A 22,508-nucleotide genomic window follows, 5' to 3' on the forward strand; every position below is an offset into this window, starting at 1 on the left:
GTGGTATAAAAAAGTACTTTAATAAACGTTAATACCAGTGTAGGAGATGCAGGATATAGACATTTCAAGAAATATTCTGCAATAAAAGGTTTTTATGCTAAATGGCTACGGTACAAGGGCTGCCCGCGTCCAGCACCATTATCCCCGTCATCCTGTCAGGTGGGTCGGGTAGTCGCCTTTGGCCTGTTTCACGCAGCAGCTTTCCCAAACAGTTCTGGCCACTGCTCTCGGATCAGACACTCCTTCAGGAAACCGCACTACGTGGTGAGTGTGAAAGCTTTTCGCCGCCAGTCATAGTTTGTAATGAAGCCCACAGATTCATTGTGGCGGAGCAATTGCGTGAAGTAGGCATTACCGACGCGCAGATCGTGCTTGAACCGGCAGCACGCAATTCCGCCCCTGCCATTGCCGCTGCGGCATTTCTGATTGCGGCACAGCACCCGAACGCCATCCTGTGGATCATGGCTGCGGATGCTGCCATCCAGCACCAGGAAAAACTGCACAAGGCCCTGGCATCAGCCGTGGACGCGGCCTCAAAAGGGTATATTGCAACCTTCGGTATACATCCGACCAAGCCGGAAACCGGTTATGGTTATATAGAGCGTGGTGCCGAACTGGATGACGTGCCTGATGTTTACCATGTCTCAAAGTTCCTGGAAAAACCGGACGCGACCCGTGCTGCCGAGTTCGTACGTGATGAACGTTTTTCTTGGAATTCCGGGATGTTTGTTGCAAAAGCAAGCGTGCTGCTTCGTGAAATCGAAACCTTTGAACCGGATGTGTACGCATGCGTGCGGGAGTCCGTGAAGAACCGCACGGTTGATCATGACTTTGTCCGTCTGGCCCCGGATGCATTCCGTAACGCCCCCGATATTTCCATTGACTACGCCGTAGCTGAACGCACAAAGGCCGCGGCTGTCGTCCCCGCCGCTTTCGGCTGGTCGGATATCGGTAGCTGGGATGCGCTATGGGAAATCACGCCCAAGGATGAAGACGGGAATGCCACGTTTGGAAATGTCTTTCTCGACAGGGCGAAGAACTGTTACGTCCGTTCCGATGGGATTGTTGCCACCGTGACCGGCGTAGAGGATCTTGTTGTAGTCGTGACACGTGATGCCGTCATGGTATCTCATCGTAACCGGGCGCAGGATATCAAGGCTATGGTCGCGCGTCTGACGGCCGCTGGACGACCGGAGGCAACCAATCATATCCGTATGTATCGGCCTTGGGGTTTTTACGAAAGTCTGATCCAGGGCGATCGTTTTCAGGTCAAGCGTATCCACGTCGATCCGGGTCACAAGCTGTCGCTGCAAAAGCATTTTCACCGCGCGGAACACTGGGTTGTTGTTGAGGGTACGGCCATTGTGACGCGTGATACTGAACAGGTCATGGTGCATGAGAACGAGAGCATTTATCTCCCACTTGGGGCCGTTCATCGTCTTGAAAATCCAGGGAAAATTCCTTTGACCCTCATCGAGGTCCAGTCCGGATCCTATCTTGGAGAGGATGATATCGTCCGCATCGAAGACATTTATGCGCGAACATAAAACAACTCTCCCATGTGCATGAAGGATAATGTTCGTCCACAGGATTTCAGGCAAAACTAAACGACTGAATTCTGTAGAAGTTTTTATCTCCCCCCGCGTGCGTTCTGCATCACATTAAAGACGTGAGAATCCCCTGATGAAGTCCGATTATGGTAAGTACCTGCTTGCCAGCAGCCTGTTTTGCCTTCTATCCGCCACGACGCTCCATGCGGAAACCGTCAGCACCCTTGCCCAGCAGGGGATGACGGACGGCATTTCGCTTCTTGATGGCGAAAGTCCCGCAAATTTTTACATGCGCGTGCCAGCGGACATGGCGTTGGCAAATGCCCATATTGGTCTCCACCTCGACGTGGCGCCGGGGCTTGGTCAGAATTCGGTCCTGCAGGTCTTCATCAATGGACTGCCCCGCGTGCAGGTGCCGATCGGCGATCTGTCAGATGCGAATACAGACCGTATGGTCAATATACCACTGACCGTGCATGACCTTGAAAGTCGTTATCTTGCGGTAAGGGTGAATCCCGTTTTTACCGACAAAGGCACGACCCATGGCCGTGGGTATGTCCATATTCTCCCCGACAGCGGATTCGTCTTTGACGATGCAGACCGCGGTGCACGTTCCATCCGCGGCTTTCTAACCATGCTTGGCCCGACTGTGCGCGTCCAGCTTCCCCCCGCTGTCACAACCGGCCATGATTTCCAGTCAATCCTTGCTGTTGCCACCTACCTGCAGGCCCAGGGGCGCCGCATCGACTGGGTTGCCGCCAATAGCACCCCCCAAACGCCTGTAGACATTATCCTTGGCGATAATGGCAACAATGGGGCCACTGGAACGAATATGCACGGTATGCATCTTGTTCCTGGCAAGCCGGGCATGCCGACGCACCTCGTGATCTCCCTTGCTGGTCCGCAGGCCCTTCTGCTCAGCCCATGGACGGATCTGCTGGTCGCCAATACATACGATGACAGCAGCATGCCCGTGCACAATGGGCCGCCAGCCGGACGGGTCATTCCACTATCGGAACTGGGCGTAACCGGGGACACGATGTCGCTTGCGACACGTGCTTCCTGGTCGTTCACCCTGCCGCTGGAAAAAATGCGCCAGCAGGCCCCCAGTCATATTCACCTCAACATGGTCGTGCCGCCCAGCATACCGGGCAATCCCCTGCTGCTGCATGTCTTTGACAACGGGGAACTGCGCAACATCGCGGCCTTGCCTGAACATGGCGGTCCGGTCAGCGTTGATCTGCCGCTGGCTGAAACGAACAATGCGACGACGGACAGCGTACGCCTTGACCTGTTGCGGCAGGATTCCACGGGGGGGCAGAATACCCTTACGCCGTCCTATGCACAGATCATGCCGTCATCAACGATCACGATCAGTCCTGTTACGGCTCCGGCCGATACACTTAATGTTATTGGCCGGACCTTCGGTGCAGCAACGCCGGTATATCTGCCAGCAGATGCCCTGTCCCATCCCGATGCATGGATGGCGACACTTGGTGGCATTATCAATACGCTTCACCTCAACCCGTACAACCTGGTCATCCATGCTGATGCCAGCATGCCGGCGGACGGGCAGTCTTTCATCTGGCTTCGGTCGGAACTGCCGGCCGGCTTCACGGCGCCCGTTGCGTTCGATCACGGTCGGCTGCGCATTGTCGAAAGCAATGGCGCGGTCCTGCTTGACGCGCCTCCGCTGCCGGACATCGAACTTGCCGCCATTCTACGGAACGGCAACAACCGCGGGTTGTGGATCAAGCCCACGGCTGATACGCCGCCCATCCGTCCGCTGGGCTTTGATACTGCGGCTGGCGACCTTGTCTTTATGGACCGTCATGGACAGGTCACGTCGCTCGATACGCGTGTGATACCCGTATCACATGATGCGCCTCCAGCCATTGCCTATCCTGACAGTCAGACCTGGCTTGACCGTGTCCAGAACGCCCGGCTGTGGATTCTGGGAAGCGGCCTCTTTGCCCTGACGCTGATTTTCCTGGCCATCATTGACAAAATCAAGCCGAGGCAGTCTGGAAAAAATGACTCGTGATCTTTCGCGTCTTGCCCTTGCATTCACTGGCCTGATCGTTGCCTGTAGTATGGCGGTACTGGGAGCGGGGCATGCATATGCCTCCGCCTGGACACAGCCCAAGGGGCACGGCATCGTCATCATTCAGGACGATCGCTGGAGCGCCAATGACGGTTTTGCCAGCAACCATAACCAGTTCCGGTTTCCCAATAACGGCCAAAGTTATGTGAATGAGACGAACGTCTATGTCGAATATGGCCTGACACGCAAATTGACCCTTCTGGGCAATTTCTGGCTGGATCAGGTCGGATATAAAAATGACTACAGCAGGCAGGAAAATTTTGGCTTTGCCGATCAGGAAGTCGGAGCCCGCTATAAAATGCGACCTCTGGGCTTTCTGGGTAAACCATGGGTCGGGTCATCGCAGATACTGGTCGGATTTCCGACCTACAAGCTTCATGATGTTGCACAGCCACTCGGGACTGGCGGCGCTTCTGTTGAAGTCCGGCATGCCATAGGTCGTCCCTACAAGCTGTTCGGTATGTGGTCCTATATCGACATGAGTGGCGGCCTGCGCATGACCACCGGACGTGGCTCGCATGAACTGCGCTTTGATGCGACAAACGGCACAAATATTGGCGCCGGGTTCACAGTAATGGTTGAATTCAGTCACATCCAGACGATGAACAATGCGGCGATATACAACTACGGAAATCCGATCAGCAGCACCAATTTCGACCTGACGAAGATGCGTTTCTCGCTTCTGAAAAAGCTGGGGCCGGTCAGCCTTCAGGCGGGTTATGAACGGGATCTTGCCGGTCGGAACACGGGTGATGGTCAGGGTCCTTTTGTGGGCATATGGATCCCCTTCGGCGGCTCTTCCGGCCACTGGGAACCATGAGAGGATCGGGAAACATGGCGACATCCACAGACAGGCTTCTGTTCGGTCAGTTCCTGATCAGTCATGGCTATCTGGACGCGGACCAGGTCGAGATGGCCCTCGAACTGCAGAAAAACTGGAAATCCCGTATTGGCGAGATCATCCTGTCGAAACGATGGATGAAACCGCTTACGTTCTATCAGGCGCTGGCACAATATTACGGTCTGGACTTTGTCAACCTCATGACAGAAAAGCCTGACCCCACGCTGTTCGATAAAACAATGATCGATGCGTACAGCGAGCGATCCTTTCTGCCATGGCGTCGCAACGACAATAACGGAATCACATTTGCCCTTGCCAATCCTACGGATGCGCTGATCCAGGAACTGGTGGGCAAATACGGTCCCCAGACCAGCTTCGTTGGTACCGGTCGCTTTGATATTATCTGGCTTGTTCAGGAACTGGGTCAGAAGACGCTGTCGGATGATGCACTTCATGCGCTGTCCCGCCTGTCCCCCGAACATTCCGGCCAGAATGTTTTTACAGTGCGGCAGATCATCTTTTTTTACCTTGTCGCCATGGTCTTTTTCGCATGCCTGTGCTTCCGCATGGAAGCGACTCTGATTGCGGCCAATGTCATCGCGGCTGTCATTTTCTTTTCAAGTTTCATCCTGAAATTCCTCCTCGCCTGTGTCGCCAGCCGACGCGACGTTGACGTGAAGGTTGAGGAAAGCGAAGTCGGCAGCCTGCGTCATGAGGAATATCCGATCTATACAATCCTTGTACCGATGTACAAGGAACCCGATGTTCTTCCCATCCTCGTAAATGCAATTCGTAATCTCAGCTATCCGCAGTCGAAACTCGATGTGAAACTTGTACTTGAGGAAGATGATATCGAAACCATTGATGCGGCAAAAAAGCTGGCACTAGAATCAACTTTTGAAATCATCGCTGTCCCGCCGTCACAACCGCGCACCAAGCCCAAGGCCTGCAATTACGCGCTTCGTTTTGCCAAAGGTGAATTTCTTACAATTTACGACGCCGAAGATAAACCTGAAGCGACCCAGCTTGAAAAGGTTCTGGTTGCTTTTCACAAGATGCCGAAGACAACCGTCTGCATCCAGGCGCGTCTCAATTATTACAACGCCACTGAAAACTGGCTGACCCGGATGTTTACGCTTGAGTACACATCCTGGTTTGACTTTTATCTTCCGGCGCTTGAGTTCCTGCGTATTCCAATTCCGCTGGGTGGCACATCCAATCATTTCCGTATGGATGCCCTGCGTTCCCTGAAGGCATGGGATCCTTATAACGTTACGGAAGATGCCGATCTTGGGGTGCGTATCACGCAACGCGGGTGGAAGGTTGCCGTCGTTAATTCAACAACATACGAAGAAGCGAATGTCAGCATTCCGAACTGGATCCGGCAGCGCTCGCGATGGCTGAAGGGATACATGCAGACCTATCTGGTGCATATGCGTTATCCCATCCAGTTCTATCGCAAGACAGGGGCAACTGGCTTCTGGGGGTTCCAGTTCTTTATTGGCGGCACCTTCATGACGGCACTGCTTGGGCCGATTTTCTGCATACCGTTCGTACTGTTTACGATTTTTCACCTGCAGACCGGGCTTAATATCTTTCCGACCTCTATTGTTGCGATGAATACTGTTAACCTTCTTATGGGTAACGGGTTTCTTATCTATACTTACGTTTTATGCTCGTTCAAACGACAATATCAGCATCTGGCGCTCTATGCGCTGACAGTGCCCCTGTACTGGGTGCTCCAGTCCATTGCCGCCTACAAGGGGCTGATCCAGTTGATTACCAAACCTTTCTACTGGGAAAAAACCCAGCACGGCCTTAGCAAACATACGGCTGCCGAACTTAAGGACATCACCACATGAGGGTGGCGCGGCTTGTTTTATTTTTATGGGCGGTCGCTCTATTTAGTGCTGTCGCATTCATGCTTCTGCATAATCAATATCTCAGTGATATTATATTGCGAGAAGTCTCTGATCACATCGTCCGTTCGGGGGGCGATACCCGTGCCGACCTGATCCTGGGTAACCTGCCATATGACCTGCCTACGGCGATTTATGATCTTACGGCGCGTATATTTGGCCGGATGCATGAAGTTGTTCCCATAATTACGGCAATTATCTCGACAGCGGGCCTAATATGGCTCGCCGCCACTCCAGCAGATGAAAGACCGGAACAACGTCCCGGTTTATTGTGGACAGGGCTGTTCGTTGCCGCGATCGCGCTTAATCCGATTGTATTGTGGGTTGCAACCGCTACGGGCGGCCATGCGCTTGCTGTCCTGATCTTTGCCTATTTATGCAGTACGCTTACGCAGATCGCCGAGCGGCAGGATCCGGGTGCGTATCTTAAATTCGGACTTGCGGCCATGCTTTTTATCATGACCGATCCGACTGCGATCATCATGTGTATCGCAATGATTCCGTGGATCATACTGACCAAGCCACGCAACGAAACCGTGCAGCAGCCTTTTGCCTATTATCTGGTGACATTTACACCGGTTGCCATGACGGCCCTTTCTGTCTGCTACCTAAACTGGGCTGGAATTGACCGGGTTTCACCGTTTATCACTTCGCTTAATGCTGATCATGGACAGGATTTCATCTGGGATCATGCCCTCAATGCCACCGGACTGGCCGAACGGCTTGATATCGTGCCAATCTTCATGATCGCTGCTGTGGCATTTTTCCCTGTCCTCGTATTGTCGCGCCCTTTTGATACCGCACCGGACAAGCGTGCGTTCGCCGTCGTCCTGCTTACGATCTTCACCGCGCCCGCCATTGCTGCCCTGGGTGGCACGCCTTATCATGTCCTTGACTATCTGCCCTATCTTACGGGACCGCTTGTCATGATTGCCAGGCAGACCGCGCCGAACCACCGCATGACGACATTAGGTATTCAGATAGCGTCCGTTGCACTTGGCTGGATGCTCCTTTCAGTGCCGGGGGAGGCACTTTCCAACGGCTGGATGCAGGCTGTAACAGGTACAAAAATCGCAGGACATGCCGATGAGGAAGCCATTGCAAAATGGATTGCAAAACGGCATGACACGATAATTGTCGATCCGACTACGGATTATCGCGTCATCGCACTTACCGGTCGAAGCGATAATCTGGTCATGCCAGTCAATGTCACAAACCAGACGACAGATCTCCGATCCATATCTCACGATGTACTAACAATGAACCCGGACACCGATCAGGGTGAAATCGATCGTCTCAACGCACTGAAGCCTACGATATGGGCGTTTGGCATGCCCGGATACAAGCTGGCTTTCGAACGTGGCATCTACAGAATATGGACGCAGGTGACCCAACCATGAAGATCTTTCGCATTGCTCTTGTCGGCGTAGCATTATTGACAGTGGGCTTACTCTTGTTTTTCCGTACACCCACCTACTGGACCGGCGCCAACATCAAGATGTCACCCAGTGCGCCATGGGGTTCACCTGCGGCGCAGGTGTCGATGAAACAGCTTGCTGCGACGGGTGCAAAGACCGGCATGCTTGTCGCCTTTACTTGGCAGGAGAAACCGGAATCGGTTAATCCGATCCTGGGTAACGATAGCCAACCAGAAACGGTCAGGCAGGGCCTGCGTGATATTCGCGCGGCCGGCCTGATACCCATTCTGAAAATTCACCTCTGGATTCCGTGGCACTGGGCAGGCGAGGTCGCGCCTGCGCAGATGGATGTATGGTTCGATAATTACCAGAAAGCCATCATGCCGCTGATTGACATCGCCCGTGAAGAAAACGTGCCAACGGTAATCGCCGGGACCGAAATGCGCGGCGTGGAAACCGCATCCCAGTGGCCGGCTTTCGTCAGTGCCGTTCGGGCCCATTATGCAGGTCACGTTGTGTATGATACGGACAGTCTTGAACAGGCTGAGAAATTCCAGCACTGGGATCTTTTCGATGCGGTTGCTACCAGTCTTTACACGGCGCTTCCAGATAAAAAGGATGAGCGTATTGCCGTAATGACCGACAATGCCCGCCGTCTGCAGGTCTTGGGAAAGAAATGGAAGCGTCCTGTCTGGGTTGCCGAACTGGGTATTCGTTCCGGTCAGGGAATTCTACAGCGACCGTGGATGAGCCCGGAACAACTCAAGGTTCCAGTCGATCTTGCCGTTCAGAAAATGGCCCTGACCGAATGGCGCGACATCCTCACGGCCCATGGCGTGACTGGCATTTCAATCTGGTGCTGGTATACCGATCCGCATGACGGGGGGAATGACAACTCTGACTTTACCGTACAGAACAAGCCAGCAGAAAGCGTCCTTTCCCGGCCTGCTTTCCATTTCTAGAGGGCGTTATGTAATTTCGTGCCTGATTGGTGCAGTGATGAAGAATGGTCTCTGGTTGTCCCGTATCTGGTCCTGTGCGCGAGGATGCGGAGCAGCGACGTCATGCATTGCGCGAACTGTTCAATGGGCTGCGCTACGTAATCCGCTACGGAATTGCCTGGCGCGCCATGCCGAATGACCTTCCGCCGTGGTCGGCGGTCTACCAGCAATCCCGGCGCTGGATGGAGGCAGGCTGTTTTGACGCATTGGTGTCTGATCTGCGTGCCGTCCTGCGTATCGCTTCTGGCCGCAGGGCGGACCTAACGGCAGCCATTATCGACTGGACTTGTGACGGTTCTGTGCCGGTCAGGAAGTGATTATGCCCATCTTGCTTCAAAAGCGAGGGGGCTGATGCCGCCCCGATATGAATGGCGTCGCCGTGGATTGTAGAAACCATTGATATATTGGAAGGTGGCGGCGGTGGCCTGACGACGGGTTGGCCAGTTCTGCCTCCAGAGCCGTTCCGGCTTCAGGCTTTTGAAAAACGTTTCGACAGCAGCGTTGTCAAAATAGTTTCCCTTCTCGGACAGTAAGCCACCATCCATTTCGTCAAGGTGGATTTGCCAATACCCAAATCGACCGCAACGCGTGTGCGTCACAGCCCACTGCTCAACGCAATCCCCACGGCCTCGCGCTTGAAATCTTCCGTATGCTTCATGGTCTCGTCGGTCTCCTGATACGAGCTTAAAATACTCGGATGACCGACACAAAACCGTCACAAGTCCAGTCCGATGGCCGCCAGAAGCAGGGGCGGGGTGAAGCGCGCGGTCGAGAGGATTTCGCGCCAACGCGCTGGATCCCGTATCTCTGCCAGACGCTGCCGTGTCAGTTGGTCAAGGCGGGCGTGCAGCGCGGCCAGAGTCTGCCGCTTGGAGCCGAGGATACGGACATCGCTCAGCATGGGTGGCTTGCCCAATCGTATTACCCCCGGCGATCATATGGGCAGTCGGGCAAGAGCTGGTAGACAGACATGGTGAAAAGGCTCTGGAGCCGGTGCATTGCAGGTTTTTTGCTGAAAAGCCGCATTAATGGAATGGAAATCCCATTTTATTAATCACTTAATTTTAATACGTTAATCAGGAGAATGCCCTTAATTGAGGTGAAAAAATATCCTTAATTATGCGAAAGAATGATTTCAATATTTTCAGAACTGAGACTACTTCCGCCACATTTCGATCATCAAGAACATTACCACTCGTTCTAAAATGCCGACACGTCGTGATCCGATCAATCGCTGCGGCACATGCCATCCAGCAACACGTCCAGTGCGGCCGGGACTGGCGCGACCCCAACCTTCTCCTCAAGCAACTGATTACTGATCGCCAGCATGGCCAGACCATGCACCTGCGCCCAGCCTGCGGCCGCCAAAGCACTGACGGCAACCGGCCGGAAGCTGCCGTCGCGTTGTCCCTTTTCCAGAAGCCGCAGAAGAATCCCGAAGGTATTCATGGCCGCGTCATGCAACAACGGGTCTACCGTCTTGTCGGCATCGGAACTGAACATCAGCCGGTAAAGACCGGGGTTCTGGCAGGCAAACCCGATACAGGCCTGTGCCGCCGCCATGAATTGCGCGCGCGTGGACGACAGGTCTGGCGATATTGCTTCAGTCAGGCTCTCCCCAAGCCTGACAAATCCGATCCGGGCCAGTTCCCGCAGCAGCATCTCGCGGTCACGGAAATGCTTGTACGGCGCTGCATGACTGACACCCGTGCGTCGCGCCACTTCCCGCAGGGTGAAGGTCCAGTTCTGCTCCGTGGCCAGCATGTCCAGCGCCGTGTCGATCAGGGCGCGGCGCAGGTCGCCGTGATGGTAGGGGCGGTCCGTGGTTTCACTCATCCGTGAGGCCCATGTTTACACAAGAAACTTTCATTGACACCAGATCGTCATGCTCCATACCCTGCCTGCATAAGTTTCTCCTGTAAACATGGAGGGCGCGATGTCCGATGTTACTCCCGCTGACCTGCACCGTATTCTCGACCGCCAGCGCGCCGCGTTCCTGAATGCCGGGCCACCCGACCTGAAACAGCGCCGGGCCGATCTGCGTCGCCTGAAAGCCGAGATCCTGAAGCGACGGACTGACATTGTGCATGCCCTGAAAACGGATTTCGGCCAGCGGTCGGAACGCGAAAGCGCCATTGTGGAACTGATCCCGCTGGTGCAGTCGATCAATTACATGATCGCGCATCTGGGGCACTGGATGAAACCGCAGCGCCGCCACGTCTCGGCCTATTTCCAGTGCGGTCGTGCGTGGGTGGTGCGGCAACCGGTGGGTGTTGTGGGGATTATCGCGCCTTGGAACTATCCGGTCTCGCTTGCCCTCGTGCCGCTGGCGACAGCGATTGCGGCTGGCAACCGGGCCATGCTCAAACCCTCTGAATTCACCTCGGCCACATCGGCGGTGATTGGCGAAATCGTTCGGGCTATTTTTCCGCCAGAGCAGGTTTCTGTCGTGACCGGCAATGGCGAAGTGGGGGCTGCGTTCTCGGCCCTGCCTTTCGATCATATCCTGTTCACAGGCAGCACGGCGGTCGGAAAGAAGGTCGCTGAGGCTGCCGCACGCAATCTGACCCCGGTCACGCTGGAACTGGGCGGCAAGTCGCCGGTGGTGATCGCGCCCGGCTTTTCCATGCGGCGGGTGGCAGATCGCGTGGCGTTCGGCAAACTGACCAATGCAGGGCAGACCTGCATCGCGCCGGATTATGCGCTTGTGCATGAAAACGACAGGGATGCTTTTGCCGCAGCCTATCAGGACGCCGTGAAAAAGCAGCATCCGGGTGGTTATGCGGGATCGCCTGATTATACGGCCATTCTCAACACGCATCATTACGAGCGCCTGAGCGGTCTGATCGACAATACCGCAGCACAGGGGGCGCAGGTTATCCGGTTGGGGACAGATTCAGCTACGGATCACGTCCTGGCCCCCGTGCTGCTGCTGGACGTTACCCCCCAGATGGCCGTCATGCAGGAGGAGATTTTCGGTCCCGTCCTGCCTGTGCTGACCTACCGCACACTGGACGAAGCAATCGCCTTCATCAACGCGCGTCCCCGGCCCCTGGCTCTGTATTATTTTGGTGACAATCGCATTGAACGTGACAGGGTGTTAAAGAACACGGTTTCAGGAAACGTGACGATCAACGGCACATTGATGCATTATGTGCAGGACGATCTGCCGTTTGGTGGCGTTGGGGATAGTGGCATCGGGGCGTATCATGGCAAGGAGGGATTCATGACACTCACCCATGCCCGTGGCGTGTACCGACAGGGACGGTTCAATGCGGCAACGCTGCTTCAGCCGCCTTTCGGCAAACTCACCGACGTCATCACAAATCTGATCCTGCGATGACGACGCGCGTTCTGCTTATCGGAGGCACCGGTCTCATCGGGCATTCTGTCGATGCGGACCTTGCCAGGCGGCCCGATACCATCGTCACCAGCCTGACGCGTCGGCAATCATCTGGCTCCGATCATATCATTGATTTCGAACGTCTATGCGCGGCGCCTGACGCGACGTTACGGACCGTCGCTCCAACTGGTGCTGATGTGGCGATTTCCTGCCTGGGCACCACAATTCGTGCCGCTGGATTGCTGGCGGCCATGTTCCGTGTCGATCATGACTACGTACTTGCTTTTGCCAGGGGCGCGCATGCGCTTGGCGCACGTCAGTTTATTCTCGTTTCTTCCGTGGGGGCGGGCGGTCCTGGCTTTTACCTCAGGACCAAAGGCGCGATCGAGCGCGACATCAGGGCGCTCGGTTTCAGCCGTGTCGACATCCTGCGCCCCGGCATACTGCTGGGTCATCGTGCACAGGCACGACCGATGGAGGCGATCGGGCAGCGACTGGCGACAGCGCTGTCGCCGCTTATGGTCGGAAGACTCTCGGAATATGGCGCGATTGATGCGAAAACCGTCGCGAAGGCGATTGTTGGGCTTGTGGGGCAAACGGGCAATGGATGTCGGGCATATGACAATGCGGCCCTATGCCGCATTGCCAGTCAGACTGCCAACTCATGAGATGACCCGATTCAGAACCACTGGGATCAGGAATTAAGCAGACAGGCAGCACTCGCCTTCATGTTGGTCGAGTTGGCTGATGGCATTAAGCTGGTGAAGCGTAACCTCAAGCTTGAACGCCAGATAGACCTTGCCCGTGAAGTGCTGCGTGAACAGGCTGACGCATTTCAGGAACTGGCGAAACGGTGAACGAACCGGGGTTTCTCGAGGTTGATGCCGTGCAGAGGTGGCCCTGTTTGTTCGGACAGTTTTGGGGGTGAATAAGCTATACCCGATTGATGTCATGCTGCCATTCTGACGGCATTGCTGCTGGCCATCTGGTCCGGGGTTTTAACCCCGGACCAGATGGCGTTGATGCGGCATGATACGCCTCATCAGGCGTGCGTCCACCCTGCGCGGTATGCGGACGCTGCCCGTTATAATGGGCGATCCACTTTGCGCGACCCGCACGGAGATCTGAGCCGGTCTCAAAACCATGCCGGTAGACGCATTCATATTTCAGTGACCGCAACAGACGCTCGATGAAGACATTGTCCAGCCACCGGCCTCGGCCGTCCATGCTGATGCGGATCTGACGTTCCTCCAATACTTCGGTGAGGCGGGGCGTCGTGAATTGCGAACCTTGGTCGGTATTGAAAATATCCGGTGAACCGTAGCGCGTCAGTGCTTCCTGGAGCGCCTAGATGCAGAACCCGGCGTCCATTTTATTCGACAGACGCCAGGCCAGAGCCCTGCGCGTTGCCCAGTCCATGATCATCGCCACGAGGTAAAGGAAGGCTCGCCTCATGGGGATATAGGTAATATCAGAACATCAGGCCTGGTTGGGCCGGTCGATCGCCAGATCCCGCAGCAGATAGGGATATTTCTGGTGTTTAGGATGCGGCACTGTCGTGCGCGGCTTCTGGTAGGTCGCCCGCAGCCCCATCTTTGCCATGAGCCTGCCGACCTGTTTGCGGCCAACTTCGTGGCCCAGACGCCGAAGATGACGCGTCATCTGCCGTGACCCGTAATACGGCGTCTCCAGAAACTGTAAGTCGATCAGCCGCATCAACGTCAGGTTCGCCACATTTTCCGGCATAGGTCGGTAATAAACGCCAGACTGGTTAAGCTGCAACCGCGTGCATTGCCGCACCACCGAAAGCCGGGGCGGTTTCAGGTCGATCATTTGCCGCTTCTGATCACGCCCAACCGAGCAAAGGCATCCCGTAAAAAATCCCGCTCCACCAACAGTTCGCCAATTTTCGCATGCAGAGCCATTTGCGACTTGAACTCACCTGAATACCATTTCCTCGTAACCTTACCCATAAACCCCGTCCTATTTCAGGTTGGATTATAGCTTAATCATCTGTCCGAAAATCCGGGACCACCTCTTCACGCGAGTGTAAGCCATGCTTTTGGAAAAATAAGACCGTAGATCGGCCTTCTGTCCGTTCGGCAGCTAATACATGCACTCGCATAATAAAAATTTAGTAATAATAAATTTAATCAATAAATACCTGCTGGTTCAGTATGCCTCCATATCGAAATGATAATCATTTTCACAATATAAATTCTTTTTCGTATATTGGGTGTTCAGGTTCGCGTCAGGTTTCTCTGTTATCGTTATAAAGTCATCACTGTGATGGCAGGAATTTTATGTATAACGGAGAACAGACGCTGATTATGCAAAGGATATTGCGGGATAGTCTGTATACAGCCTGTATTTTCTGCCTGATGGTATCGACCGCCTGGGCAGATGTTGGAACAGAGGGCATATGCATGACGGTCCGTCAGGGTATCCGTCTGCATGTGGATGGCATGTATGGGGGCTATCCCCATTCCGTACTGCGTGATGCGGTGCTGCAGGGCGTGGCGTGTCCGTCTGATGATGCTGAACTGCACGCATTCGGTCTGATTGCCGACCCCTCACCGCATTTACGTATTTCTGTTACGCGGCCTATTGGGCAGGGGCAGCAGGGGGCGATTTCCGCCAGGCTGTTCTTCAAGGGGCATTTTGTTATTGGGGAACGCATGTCCCTTTCGCCCCTGGCGCGTTCCCAGTCCCCCTTTTCGGTCACGTCTGACATCAATCTCATGATGGCGCGGCTGTGGAGCGATCTGGCCGAACGGATCAGCCACGGTGGTCCCGTCATTCCATGATGGCCTGAAGCATGAACCACACCATGCGCCCGTTCCTGTTCATCGCCATGGCCTGCGCCGTGGCGTGGGCGGCGTCCGCACGGGCTCAGGTGCCCCAGTCCGGCCCATCCTTTCATGAAGCGGTCGGAATGGCATGGGCCATTGATCCTGTCCGCATTGAACTGCAGGTCGGTCATCATTCCGCCCGCGCCCGCGTCAGCGCGGCAGGATCATGGTTTGCCGGTGGCCCGACCCTGTCTGGTGAATACATGGATGACCATATGCTGGGCAGTAACGAAGGCTATACAACGTATCAGGGCGGTGTGTCCGTTCCGCTATGGCTGCCGGGACAGGGCAGCGCCACGCAACAGGTTGCAAGCGCGGAAGCCGCGTCGCTTGATGAACAGCTCAATGTCGAACACATGGCGCTGTCCATCCGGGTGCTTGACGCGGCTGCTGCGTCCCTGATCGCCCGTACCCGGGTGGATGTGGCCCATACCCTGTATGATGCGATGGCACGCATGGCCGCCAGCGCCACGCATGCAGTGCATGGTGGCGAACTGGCCTCGACCGATGGGCAGATGGCGCAGGCGGCGATGGAAAACGCCCATAACGAACTGGCGCTGGCGCAGGAAGAGGCTGAAAACGCAGCCGCCTCACTGGAGGCGCTCCTCGGTCGCCCGGTCGTGCCGGATCTGGCCCGTTATGGGGAAGGCGACGTTACGCATGCACGCTTCATCGCGCCTCGTGACATGGAAGATAATGATCCCCGCATCAAGGTCGCGCACCGCAATGTGGAAGCCGCCGAGGCCAATATGAAGCTCGCCCGTCGTTCCTTCATGCCCAACCCGGAAATTGGTGTCGACGCGATCCATGAAAAGCAGTACGGCAGCCCGTGGGATGATCGCGTGGGCTTGAATTTCAGTATTCCCTTGCCCAGTGAGGTCCGCAATACCCCGATCATGTCTGAAGCCCGCAACCGGCTGGCTTCGGCCACCAGTCAGGAAACGCAGGCACGACGCATGGTGCATCTGGAAATGATGCGCGTGCGGGAACGCCTGATTGCCGCCACTACGGTGCGACAGGCCACCCGTACCGCCGCCGACAGCATGGAGCGGCGCGCCGCGGCACAGGAACATGCATGGCGCGTGGGCGAGGCTGGTCTGGACACGGTAATTGCCGCCCGGCAGGCGGCAGGGGGCACCCGGATGGCCAGCGCGCGGGCCGATGTGGAATGGCATGTCGCCAGCATCCGCATGCTGATCGCGACAGGCATCGTGCCATGAAGCACATTGCCCTCGCGCTGCTGCTTCTGGGATATGCCTGCCTTCAGGCCCGGGCGGAAGAGGGAACGCTGCCTCCTGTCGTGAAGCTGGATGCGGCGGCTGTTGCCAATGAAGGCGTGAGCGTCGCCACCGCCATGCCCGGAACGGTTACGCCCGTACTGCCGGTCATAAGCCGGGTCATGCCTGATACGACGCGGGTCGTTCATATCCACCCGGCGGGTAGCGGCAAGGTGCTGGCGGTTCTTGTCCAGCCGGGCACGTCCGTGCGGCGGGGACAGGCGCTTGTGCGCTATCAGGATCATTCCCTGCACGTTGCGCGCCTGCAGGCGGTCCAGATGCGTGCGGCGCTCACGGCTGCCATTGCAGCCCGGACCGATGCGGCAGGTGCGGTGCAGCGGGCAAGGGCCCTGGCGGGCGAAAGCATATCCATGGCCGAACTGCACCGCAGGCAGGATGCGCTGGCGCAGGCGGACGCCACCCTGCGCGCGCGACAGGCGGATATGGACACGCTGGGCCATCGCTTTGCGGAGGAGTTCAATTCATCATCGGAACAGGACAGCCAGGGTGCGGAAGATGAGACTTCGACCCTGATTTCCCCCGTCGATGGCATGGTGCAGGCGATCAATACCTCGGTGGCGGGCGACATGGACCCGACCATGGATGTGGCGACCGTGGCCGACCTGTCCAGCGTATGGCTCGTCTCCGACATTGCGCCCGATCAGGCGGCGCAGGTCGCACCGGGCGGGCAGCAGGTGACTCAGGCGGCAACTGGCCCGTTCATTTCCCGCATTGATACGGTGGACGGCATGGCCAGCCCCCTGACCGGGCTGGTCCGGGTCACAAGCAGTGTTGCCAACCCGACGGGCCTGTTTGTGCCCGGCATGGTGCTGGACGCAACACTGGCGCAGCGTGGCAGCGTGGCGGGCATTGTCGTGCCGTCCGAAGCCATCCAGGAGATTGACGGGCATAGCGTCGTGTTCATGCGGGTGGATCAGACCGATTATCGGCCCGTCGTGGTTGATGTGGCGCTGGATGAAGGGTCGCGGGCGGTGCTGCGTTCCGGCCTGAAGGGGGGGAGGCAGTTGTCGGCCATGGCAGCTTTGCCCTGCGTTCCATCATTGGTCTGGCCGGAATGGATGCCGACTGATGGCGCGCGCCTACCTTGCCGCGCTGATCCGCGCGCGCATGCTGGTGCTGGGCGGGCTTGGCCTGCTGCTGGCGGCTGGCATCATGGCGGTGCTGGGCCTGCCGGTGGAGGCTGTGCCGGATATCTCGCCCCGGCAGGTGCTCGTTTCGGTCGTTGCCCCCGGCCTTGCGACGGAGGAGGTGGAAAAGCTCATCACCTTTCCCGTCGAGGCCAGCATGACCGGCATTCCCGGTATGACCGACCTGCGTTCCGTCTCCCGTGGCGGGGTGTCGGTGGTATATGTGCAGTTTGCCGATGACACCGACATCAACCTGGACCGCACCCGCGTGAACGAGCGCATGCAGCAGGCGCGCGCAACCATATCCGTGCCCGGAATCACCATCAGCATGGGACCGCTGGCCACCGGCATGGGCGAGATCATGCAGTTCCAGATCACCGGGACAGGGCGCTCGCTCATGGATCTCAACCGTATCATGAACTGGACCGTGGTGCCGCAGATGCGCCTCGTACCCGGCGTGGTGGATGTCAACGTCAATGGCGGGGCGGAGGAAACCTATGAGGTGACACTGGACCCGGCACGCCTGACAGGCAGCAACCTTTCGGTGGGCGAGGTCTATCGCGCGGTGGACGCAGGCAACGCGGCATCCGGCGGCGGCTGGATTACCCACCATGCCGAACAGCAGAGCGTGGTCGGACGCGGGCTGGTGGGCAGCCTTGCGGATTTTGGCAATATTGCCGTGCGGACCAATACGGACGGTTCGATCGTGCGGCTGCGCGACCTTGGACGTATCACCACGGGGGCACGCACCCGGCTGGGGGCGGTCACGCGCGACGGGCAGGGCGAAATCGTGATTGGCGTGGTGATGATGGAAAGCGGGGCCAGTTCCAACGCCACCCTTGCCGCGATCGACCACGCCCTGCCTGGCATCAGGCAGGCATTGCCCGCGGGTGTGACGCTGAAACCCTATTACACCCGCGCCACCCTGACCGGACAGACCATCGCCACCGTGCGCGACAACCTTCTGATGGGGGCGGTGCTGGTGGTGGGCGTGCTGGTGGTGGTGATCGGTAGCTGGCAGGCGGCGCTGGTGATCGCATCGGTCATTCCGGTGGCCCTGATCTGCGCCATGGCGGGGATGCGGCAGTTCGGCATTTCGGCCAACCTGCTCAGCCTGGGGGCCATTGATTTCGGCATGATTGTCGATGGCTCGCTGGTGGTGATCGAGCATGTCCTGTCGCGGCGGGAAGAAGAACCGGACGCCGAATTCATCCCGCTGGTCATCTCGTCCGTGCTGCAGGTCATGCGCCCGGTGGGGTTCGCCATACTGGTCATCGTCATGGTCTACCTGCCCATCCTGACCCTGCAGGGGATCGAGGGGCACATGTTCCGCCCCATGGCGCAGACGGTCATCATGGCGCTGCTGGCGTCGCTTGCTTACTGCTTCATCTGCGTGCCGGTTCTGGCGGCCCTGACGCTGGGGGGCCTGCGGCCTGCGGGGGATACGCGGCTGATCGCCTTCATGCGCCGCCCCTATGCCCATATGGCGATGTGGGGGGAAAACCATCCACGCGTCCTGTTTGGCGGCACGCTGGCGGTGCTGGCCGTATCGGCGGTCCTTGCCACACGGCTGGGTGGCGAGTTCATTCCCCAGCTTGACGAGGGCGCGCTGGCGGTCACCACCACACGGCTGCCCTCGGCCTCGCTTGACACCGTTCTGGCTTCGGTCACGAAGCAGGAGCAGATCCTGCGCCGCTTCCCCGAAGTGCGCTCCGTGGTCAGCAATACCGGCACATCCGCCATTCCGACCGATCCGATGGGCGTGAACGAGACCGACAGCTTCATTTTCCTCAACCCGTCCTCCACATGGAAAACCGCCCGCACGCAGGCGGGGCTTGTGGCCGCGATGGACGACACCCTGCGGCACGAACTGCCTGACGCGCTGTATTCGTGGAGCCAGCCGGTGCAGATGCGCATGGATGACCTGCTGTCCGGCGTACGCACGCAGATTGCCGTGTCGATCTTTGGCGATGACCTGGCCACGCTGGCCGATCTGGGCGACCGGGTGGTGGCTGCCATGTCGGGCGTGAAGGGGGCGGCGGACGTGGCGGCGGCGGGCGATGGCACCGTGCCGCTGATCGTGGCCGATATCGACCGCACGCAGGCCGCCAGCCGCAACGTGGCGGTGCAGGACATACTGGATACGGTGGAGGCGATAGGCGGCCATATCGGCGTCCGGCCGGTGATCGTGGACAACGCCATCATCAGCACGCAGGTCCGCCTTGACCCCCGCGCGGCGACATCCGCCGCCGCCATCGGCGCGCTGCAGGTCAGGCGCATGGACGGGCAGGGCAGCGTCATGCTGTCGCAGGTGGCGCATGTACATGAAGTCGATGGCCCGCCACGTATAAGCCGTGATGGCGTGCGTCGGCGCATGGTGGTGCAGGCCAATGTGCGCGGGCGCGACCTGTCTTCCTACGTGGCCGAAGCACAGGCCCGCGTGGCGCGGGAGGTGAAACTGCCCGCAGGCTATACCATGCAGTGGGATGGGCAGTTCCGTAACCTGCAATCGGCCATGCAGCGGTTGGAAATCGTGCTGCCCATTGCCCTTGGCCTGATCTTTGCGCTGCTGGTGGTGGCGTTTGGCGCCGTGCGGCCCGCGCTGCTGGTGTTTGTCAACCTGCCGGTGGCAGCAACCGGTGGTATCGTGGCGTTGACCGTGCGGGGTATGCCGTTCAGCATTTCGGCGGGGATCGGCTTCATCGCGCTGTTTGGCGTAGCCATTCTGAACGGCGTGGTGCTGGTCAGTGAGATCGCAGCCCTGCGGGCACGGGGCATGGCCGTGGCGCAGGCAGCCTTTGCGGCTGCGGAATCCCGCTTCCGTCCCGTCATGGCCACGGCCCTTGTCGCCAGTCTTGGCTTTTTTCCCATGGCGTTTTCCCAAAGCGCAGGCGCGGAGGTCGAGCGCCCGCTGGCCAGCGTGGTGATTGGTGGGCTGGTGACATCTACATTGCTCACACTCCTGGTGCTGCCATCGCTTTATGCCCGGGTCATGCGAGAGAAGGTTCAGGATTGATGCGTATCCTTATCGTGGAAGATGAACATGACCTTGGGGCGGCAGTGCAGGAACGCGTGCGGCTGGATGGGCATGCCGTGGACTGGTTCACGACGCTGGAGGATGCGCGCGCGGCCATGGCGACGGTGGATTATGATTTCATGCTGCTCGATCTCGGGCTGCCGGACGGGAACGGGCGCAACCTGCTGCGTGACATCCGCCGGACACCATCGAATATCGCCATTCTCATCACCACGGCGGAAGACCAGATCAGCGACCGCATCGCAGGCCTGTCCGACGGGGCGGATGATTACATCGTCAAGCCCTATGACCTGAACGAACTCGTGGCCCGCATCGCTGCCGTGGCGCGGCGCTATGCGGCTCCCCGCAGGCGGGTTCATTACCGTATTGGCGAGATTACGATTGACCGGGAAGGCTGTTCGGTATCGCGTGATGGACGGGTGCTGGATCTGACCGCGCGTGAATGGGCCATCATGGAACTGCTGTCACGCCATCCCGGCCGGATCTATTCACGTCCGCAGATCGACACGGCCCTGTATGCGCTGGACCAGGATGTGGATAGCAACACGGTTGAGGTTTTCATAAGCCGCCTGCGCAAGAAGGTGGGTAATAAGGTTATCAGGACGGTCCGTGGTCGTGGGTACTGTCTGGCCGATGGTGAGACCGTATGAAGAACTGGAGCCTTGCCACCCGGATCGTCAGTGGTGTCCTGAGCGTCGTGACGCTCAGTCTGCTGGCCCTCAGCCTGGCCGTCGCGGGGTTTACCCGCTACGAAATAACGGAACGGCTGGACAATTCCCTGCAGGAAGTCTCCGAACGGCTGCAGGCCACCATCGCCACACAGTACCGTGGACCACGGGACACTGTTGCCTGGGTGCCCGATGTCGGGCCACGCACGCTTGCCTATCAGGTGGTCGATCAGTCCGGGCATGTCGTGTTGCGTTCACAGAATGCGCCGGTTCAGTCTTTTGTGCCAGATATCCATACCGGGTTTGTCGATACGCCCCGTTTCCGGGTCTATATCGCGGCGCCTACTGCCACGGCCTATCGTGTCCTGGTGGGGGAGCCCACGTTGCATCGTCGTGGTGCCACGTGGCGCGCAACGGCGATTGCCATCGTGCCGATACTGGTTTTTCTGCCTGTCATCTGGCTGCTGGTACGCCTGATCGTGCGGCGGGCCCTTCGCCCGCTGGACCGCCTGCATGATGAAATGCAATCCCGTGGCAGCGGCAACCTGCGGCCCATCCCGTCGCTTGACCTGCCGGTCGAACTCGTCTCCATCCAGCATGCCGTCAATACCCTTCTGGCCCGTCTGGAAACGGCGCTTTCCACGGAACGGGCCTTTGCCGCAAGCGCCGCGCATGAACTGCGTAACCCGCTTGGAGCCCTGCTGGCGCAGGTGCAGATGCTGGGCCGTATGGTTCCGGCGGGCACGGAGGCCAGCCGCAGAGTGGACATTATTGCCGACCGTACCCGCCGACTGGGACGGACGGTGGAAAAACTGCTGCAGTTTTCCCGTGCATCCTCAGGCGTTGCCTTCCGGCGCAACCGCTTTGACCTGCTGACCGTGCTGCGTGTCCTTGCTGATGACCTTGGTCATAACCTGAATGATGGCCGCGGCATCATCCTGAACGCAAACGGGATCAGCCACATATTCGTGCATGGTGACATGGATGCGACCGGCATCATGCTACGCAACCTGCTTGAAAACGCGTTGCTGCATGGGATGGGCAACATGCCGGTGAATGTGACCGTCCTGCCGGATGGCGGCATTGATATCATCAATGATTGCCCGGCTCTGGCGCCTGACATGCTGGCGCGGCTGACCAGCCCGTTCGTACGCGGCGGGACAGGCACGCGCGGAAGCGGCCTCGGTCTGGCCATCGCCAGCAATATCGCGAGGCAGATGGACGCGACCGTGTGCCTGCGTTCCCCCCTTTCGGAATCAGGCAGGGGGTTTGGCGTCCGCATTGCTTTTCCTGACCCTGACGTGACGCAATCACCTGGTGAAGTCTGAGACCACGCGTCCAGTTTCGATT

At 58.0% G+C, this 22,508-nt stretch carries 16 protein-coding genes and 5 pseudogenes; 16 read left to right on the top strand and 5 right to left on the bottom strand.

Going from position 1 to position 22,508, the window contains the following annotated elements; translation table 11 throughout:
• Positions 1 to 101: 101 nt before the first annotated feature.
• The 7 genes and pseudogenes from S101446_RS00840 to S101446_RS00875 form a co-directional block, all read left to right on the top strand.
• Positions 102 to 1,547, top strand: coding sequence for a mannose-1-phosphate guanylyltransferase/mannose-6-phosphate isomerase (locus tag S101446_RS00840; protein WP_087607283.1), 1,446 nt, complete (start codon positions 102 to 104; stop codon positions 1,545 to 1,547).
• A 136-nt stretch (positions 1,548 to 1,683) separates the two neighbouring features.
• On the top strand, positions 1,684 to 3,594 hold the full coding sequence (locus tag S101446_RS00845; protein WP_087607284.1) for a hypothetical protein: 1,911 nt from the start codon (positions 1,684 to 1,686) through the stop codon (positions 3,592 to 3,594).
• On the top strand, positions 3,584 to 4,474 hold the full coding sequence (locus S101446_RS00850; RefSeq protein WP_244184322.1) for a hypothetical protein: 891 nt from the start codon (positions 3,584 to 3,586) through the stop codon (positions 4,472 to 4,474). Before S101446_RS00845 ends, S101446_RS00850 begins: the two co-directional genes overlap by 11 nt.
• Before the next feature lie 14 nt (positions 4,475 to 4,488).
• Entirely contained in the window at positions 4,489 to 6,357 is a 1,869-nt protein-coding gene (locus S101446_RS00855; RefSeq protein WP_087607286.1) for a glycosyltransferase family 2 protein, read from the top strand.
• A gap of 2 nt (positions 6,358 to 6,359) precedes the next feature.
• On the top strand, positions 6,360 to 7,814 hold the full coding sequence (locus S101446_RS00865; protein WP_157684791.1) for a glycosyltransferase family 39 protein: 1,455 nt from the start codon (positions 6,360 to 6,362) through the stop codon (positions 7,812 to 7,814).
• A complete protein-coding gene (locus S101446_RS00870; protein ID WP_087607289.1) occupies positions 7,811 to 8,794 on the top strand; it encodes a glycoside hydrolase family 113 in 984 nt (327 codons plus the stop codon). The genes S101446_RS00865 and S101446_RS00870 overlap by 4 nt, the downstream gene beginning before the upstream one ends.
• A gap of 18 nt (positions 8,795 to 8,812) precedes the next feature.
• Positions 8,813 to 9,114 (top strand): annotated as a pseudogene (locus tag S101446_RS00875) (transposase); the annotation flags it as partial.
• A gap of 36 nt (positions 9,115 to 9,150) precedes the next feature.
• Here S101446_RS00875 and S101446_RS00880 read toward each other — a convergent pair.
• From S101446_RS00880 to S101446_RS00895, 4 genes and pseudogenes are all read right to left on the bottom strand, one after another.
• Positions 9,151 to 9,363 (bottom strand): annotated as a pseudogene (locus tag S101446_RS00880) (IS3 family transposase); the annotation flags it as partial.
• 11 nt (positions 9,364 to 9,374) lie between these two features.
• Positions 9,375 to 9,491, bottom strand: a pseudogene (locus S101446_RS18720) (transposase); the annotation flags it as partial.
• A 57-nt stretch (positions 9,492 to 9,548) separates the two neighbouring features.
• Complete coding sequence (locus tag S101446_RS00890) at positions 9,549 to 9,734, bottom strand: hypothetical protein (RefSeq protein ID WP_244184325.1); 186 nt, start codon at positions 9,732 to 9,734, stop codon at positions 9,549 to 9,551.
• Between the two features lie 326 nt (positions 9,735 to 10,060).
• Complete coding sequence (locus tag S101446_RS00895; protein ID WP_087607291.1) at positions 10,061 to 10,669, bottom strand: TetR/AcrR family transcriptional regulator; 609 nt, start codon at positions 10,667 to 10,669, stop codon at positions 10,061 to 10,063.
• 100 nt (positions 10,670 to 10,769) lie between these two features.
• Between S101446_RS00895 and S101446_RS00900 the strand changes: the two genes are divergently transcribed.
• From S101446_RS00900 to S101446_RS18580, 3 genes are read left to right on the top strand one after another with little or no spacing between them, the layout of a single operon-like run.
• Positions 10,770 to 12,176 carry a coniferyl aldehyde dehydrogenase gene (locus S101446_RS00900; RefSeq protein ID WP_087607292.1) on the top strand — a complete coding sequence of 469 codons (1,407 nt, stop codon included), beginning with the start codon at positions 10,770 to 10,772 and terminating at the stop codon, positions 12,174 to 12,176.
• Complete coding sequence (locus tag S101446_RS00905; RefSeq protein WP_087607293.1) at positions 12,173 to 12,844, top strand: Rossmann-fold NAD(P)-binding domain-containing protein; 672 nt, start codon at positions 12,173 to 12,175, stop codon at positions 12,842 to 12,844. The genes S101446_RS00900 and S101446_RS00905 overlap by 4 nt, the downstream gene beginning before the upstream one ends.
• Positions 12,845 to 12,904: 60 nt before the next feature.
• Positions 12,905 to 13,033 (top strand): hypothetical protein, encoded by a 129-nt coding sequence (locus S101446_RS18580; protein ID WP_279629049.1) that lies wholly within the window; start codon positions 12,905 to 12,907, stop codon positions 13,031 to 13,033.
• 76 nt (positions 13,034 to 13,109) lie between these two features.
• Here the strand turns inward: S101446_RS18580 and S101446_RS00915 are convergent.
• A pseudogene (locus S101446_RS00915) lies at positions 13,110 to 14,095 on the bottom strand (IS3 family transposase); the annotation flags it as partial.
• A 411-nt stretch (positions 14,096 to 14,506) separates the two neighbouring features.
• Between S101446_RS00915 and S101446_RS00920 the strand changes: the two are divergent.
• The 6 genes and pseudogenes from S101446_RS00920 (at position 14,507) to S101446_RS00945 (ending at position 22,486) form a co-directional block, all read left to right on the top strand.
• Positions 14,507 to 14,983: a hypothetical protein gene (locus S101446_RS00920; RefSeq protein ID WP_373852489.1), complete on the top strand. Its 477-nt coding sequence runs from the start codon at positions 14,507 to 14,509 to the stop codon at positions 14,981 to 14,983.
• Between the two features lie 11 nt (positions 14,984 to 14,994).
• Positions 14,995 to 16,248: a TolC family protein gene (locus S101446_RS00925; protein WP_087607295.1), complete on the top strand. Its 1,254-nt coding sequence runs from the start codon at positions 14,995 to 14,997 to the stop codon at positions 16,246 to 16,248.
• Positions 16,245 to 17,395: pseudogene (locus S101446_RS00930) on the top strand (efflux RND transporter periplasmic adaptor subunit). The gene S101446_RS00925 and the pseudogene S101446_RS00930 overlap by 4 nt, the downstream one beginning before the upstream one ends.
• Entirely contained in the window at positions 17,395 to 20,469 is a 3,075-nt protein-coding gene (locus tag S101446_RS00935; RefSeq protein WP_087607296.1) for an efflux RND transporter permease subunit, read from the top strand. Before S101446_RS00930 ends, S101446_RS00935 begins: the two are co-directional and overlap by 1 nt.
• Entirely contained in the window at positions 20,469 to 21,140 is a 672-nt protein-coding gene (locus S101446_RS00940; protein ID WP_087607297.1) for a response regulator transcription factor, read from the top strand. Before S101446_RS00935 ends, S101446_RS00940 begins: the two co-directional genes overlap by 1 nt.
• A complete protein-coding gene (locus S101446_RS00945; RefSeq protein WP_087607298.1) occupies positions 21,137 to 22,486 on the top strand; it encodes a sensor histidine kinase in 1,350 nt (449 codons plus the stop codon). Before S101446_RS00940 ends, S101446_RS00945 begins: the two co-directional genes overlap by 4 nt.
• The last annotated feature ends 22 nt before the right edge of the window (positions 22,487 to 22,508 follow it).

Source organism: Komagataeibacter europaeus (assembly GCF_002173515.1).
In the GTDB taxonomy this organism is placed as follows: domain Bacteria; phylum Pseudomonadota; class Alphaproteobacteria; order Acetobacterales; family Acetobacteraceae; genus Komagataeibacter; species Komagataeibacter europaeus.

What these genes read in the sequence shown, in the direction of transcription:
- S101446_RS00855 (WP_087607286.1), top strand. Translation starts at nt 4,489, where the DNA reads ATGGCGACATCCACAGACAGGCTTCTGTTCGGTCAGTTCCTGATCAGT.
- S101446_RS00920 (WP_373852489.1), top strand. Translation starts at nt 14,507, where the DNA reads ATGCAAAGGATATTGCGGGATAGTCTGTATACAGCCTGTATTTTCTGC.
- S101446_RS00935 (WP_087607296.1), top strand. Translation starts at nt 17,395, where the DNA reads ATGGCGCGCGCCTACCTTGCCGCGCTGATCCGCGCGCGCATGCTGGTG.
- S101446_RS18580 (WP_279629049.1), top strand. Translation starts at nt 12,905, where the DNA reads ATGTTGGTCGAGTTGGCTGATGGCATTAAGCTGGTGAAGCGTAACCTC.
- S101446_RS00870 (WP_087607289.1), top strand. Translation starts at nt 7,811, where the DNA reads ATGAAGATCTTTCGCATTGCTCTTGTCGGCGTAGCATTATTGACAGTG.
- S101446_RS00925 (WP_087607295.1), top strand. Translation starts at nt 14,995, where the DNA reads ATGAACCACACCATGCGCCCGTTCCTGTTCATCGCCATGGCCTGCGCC.
- S101446_RS00850 (WP_244184322.1), top strand. Translation starts at nt 3,584, where the DNA reads ATGACTCGTGATCTTTCGCGTCTTGCCCTTGCATTCACTGGCCTGATC.
- S101446_RS00845 (WP_087607284.1), top strand. Translation starts at nt 1,684, where the DNA reads ATGAAGTCCGATTATGGTAAGTACCTGCTTGCCAGCAGCCTGTTTTGC.
- S101446_RS00905 (WP_087607293.1), top strand. Translation starts at nt 12,173, where the DNA reads ATGACGACGCGCGTTCTGCTTATCGGAGGCACCGGTCTCATCGGGCAT.
- S101446_RS00945 (WP_087607298.1), top strand. Translation starts at nt 21,137, where the DNA reads ATGAAGAACTGGAGCCTTGCCACCCGGATCGTCAGTGGTGTCCTGAGC.
- S101446_RS00900 (WP_087607292.1), top strand. Translation starts at nt 10,770, where the DNA reads ATGTCCGATGTTACTCCCGCTGACCTGCACCGTATTCTCGACCGCCAG.
- S101446_RS00840 (WP_087607283.1), top strand. Translation starts at nt 102, where the DNA reads ATGGCTACGGTACAAGGGCTGCCCGCGTCCAGCACCATTATCCCCGTC.
- S101446_RS00890 (WP_244184325.1), bottom strand. Translation starts at nt 9,734, where the DNA reads ATGCTGAGCGATGTCCGTATCCTCGGCTCCAAGCGGCAGACTCTGGCC.
- S101446_RS00940 (WP_087607297.1), top strand. Translation starts at nt 20,469, where the DNA reads ATGCGTATCCTTATCGTGGAAGATGAACATGACCTTGGGGCGGCAGTG.
- S101446_RS00895 (WP_087607291.1), bottom strand. Translation starts at nt 10,669, where the DNA reads ATGAGTGAAACCACGGACCGCCCCTACCATCACGGCGACCTGCGCCGC.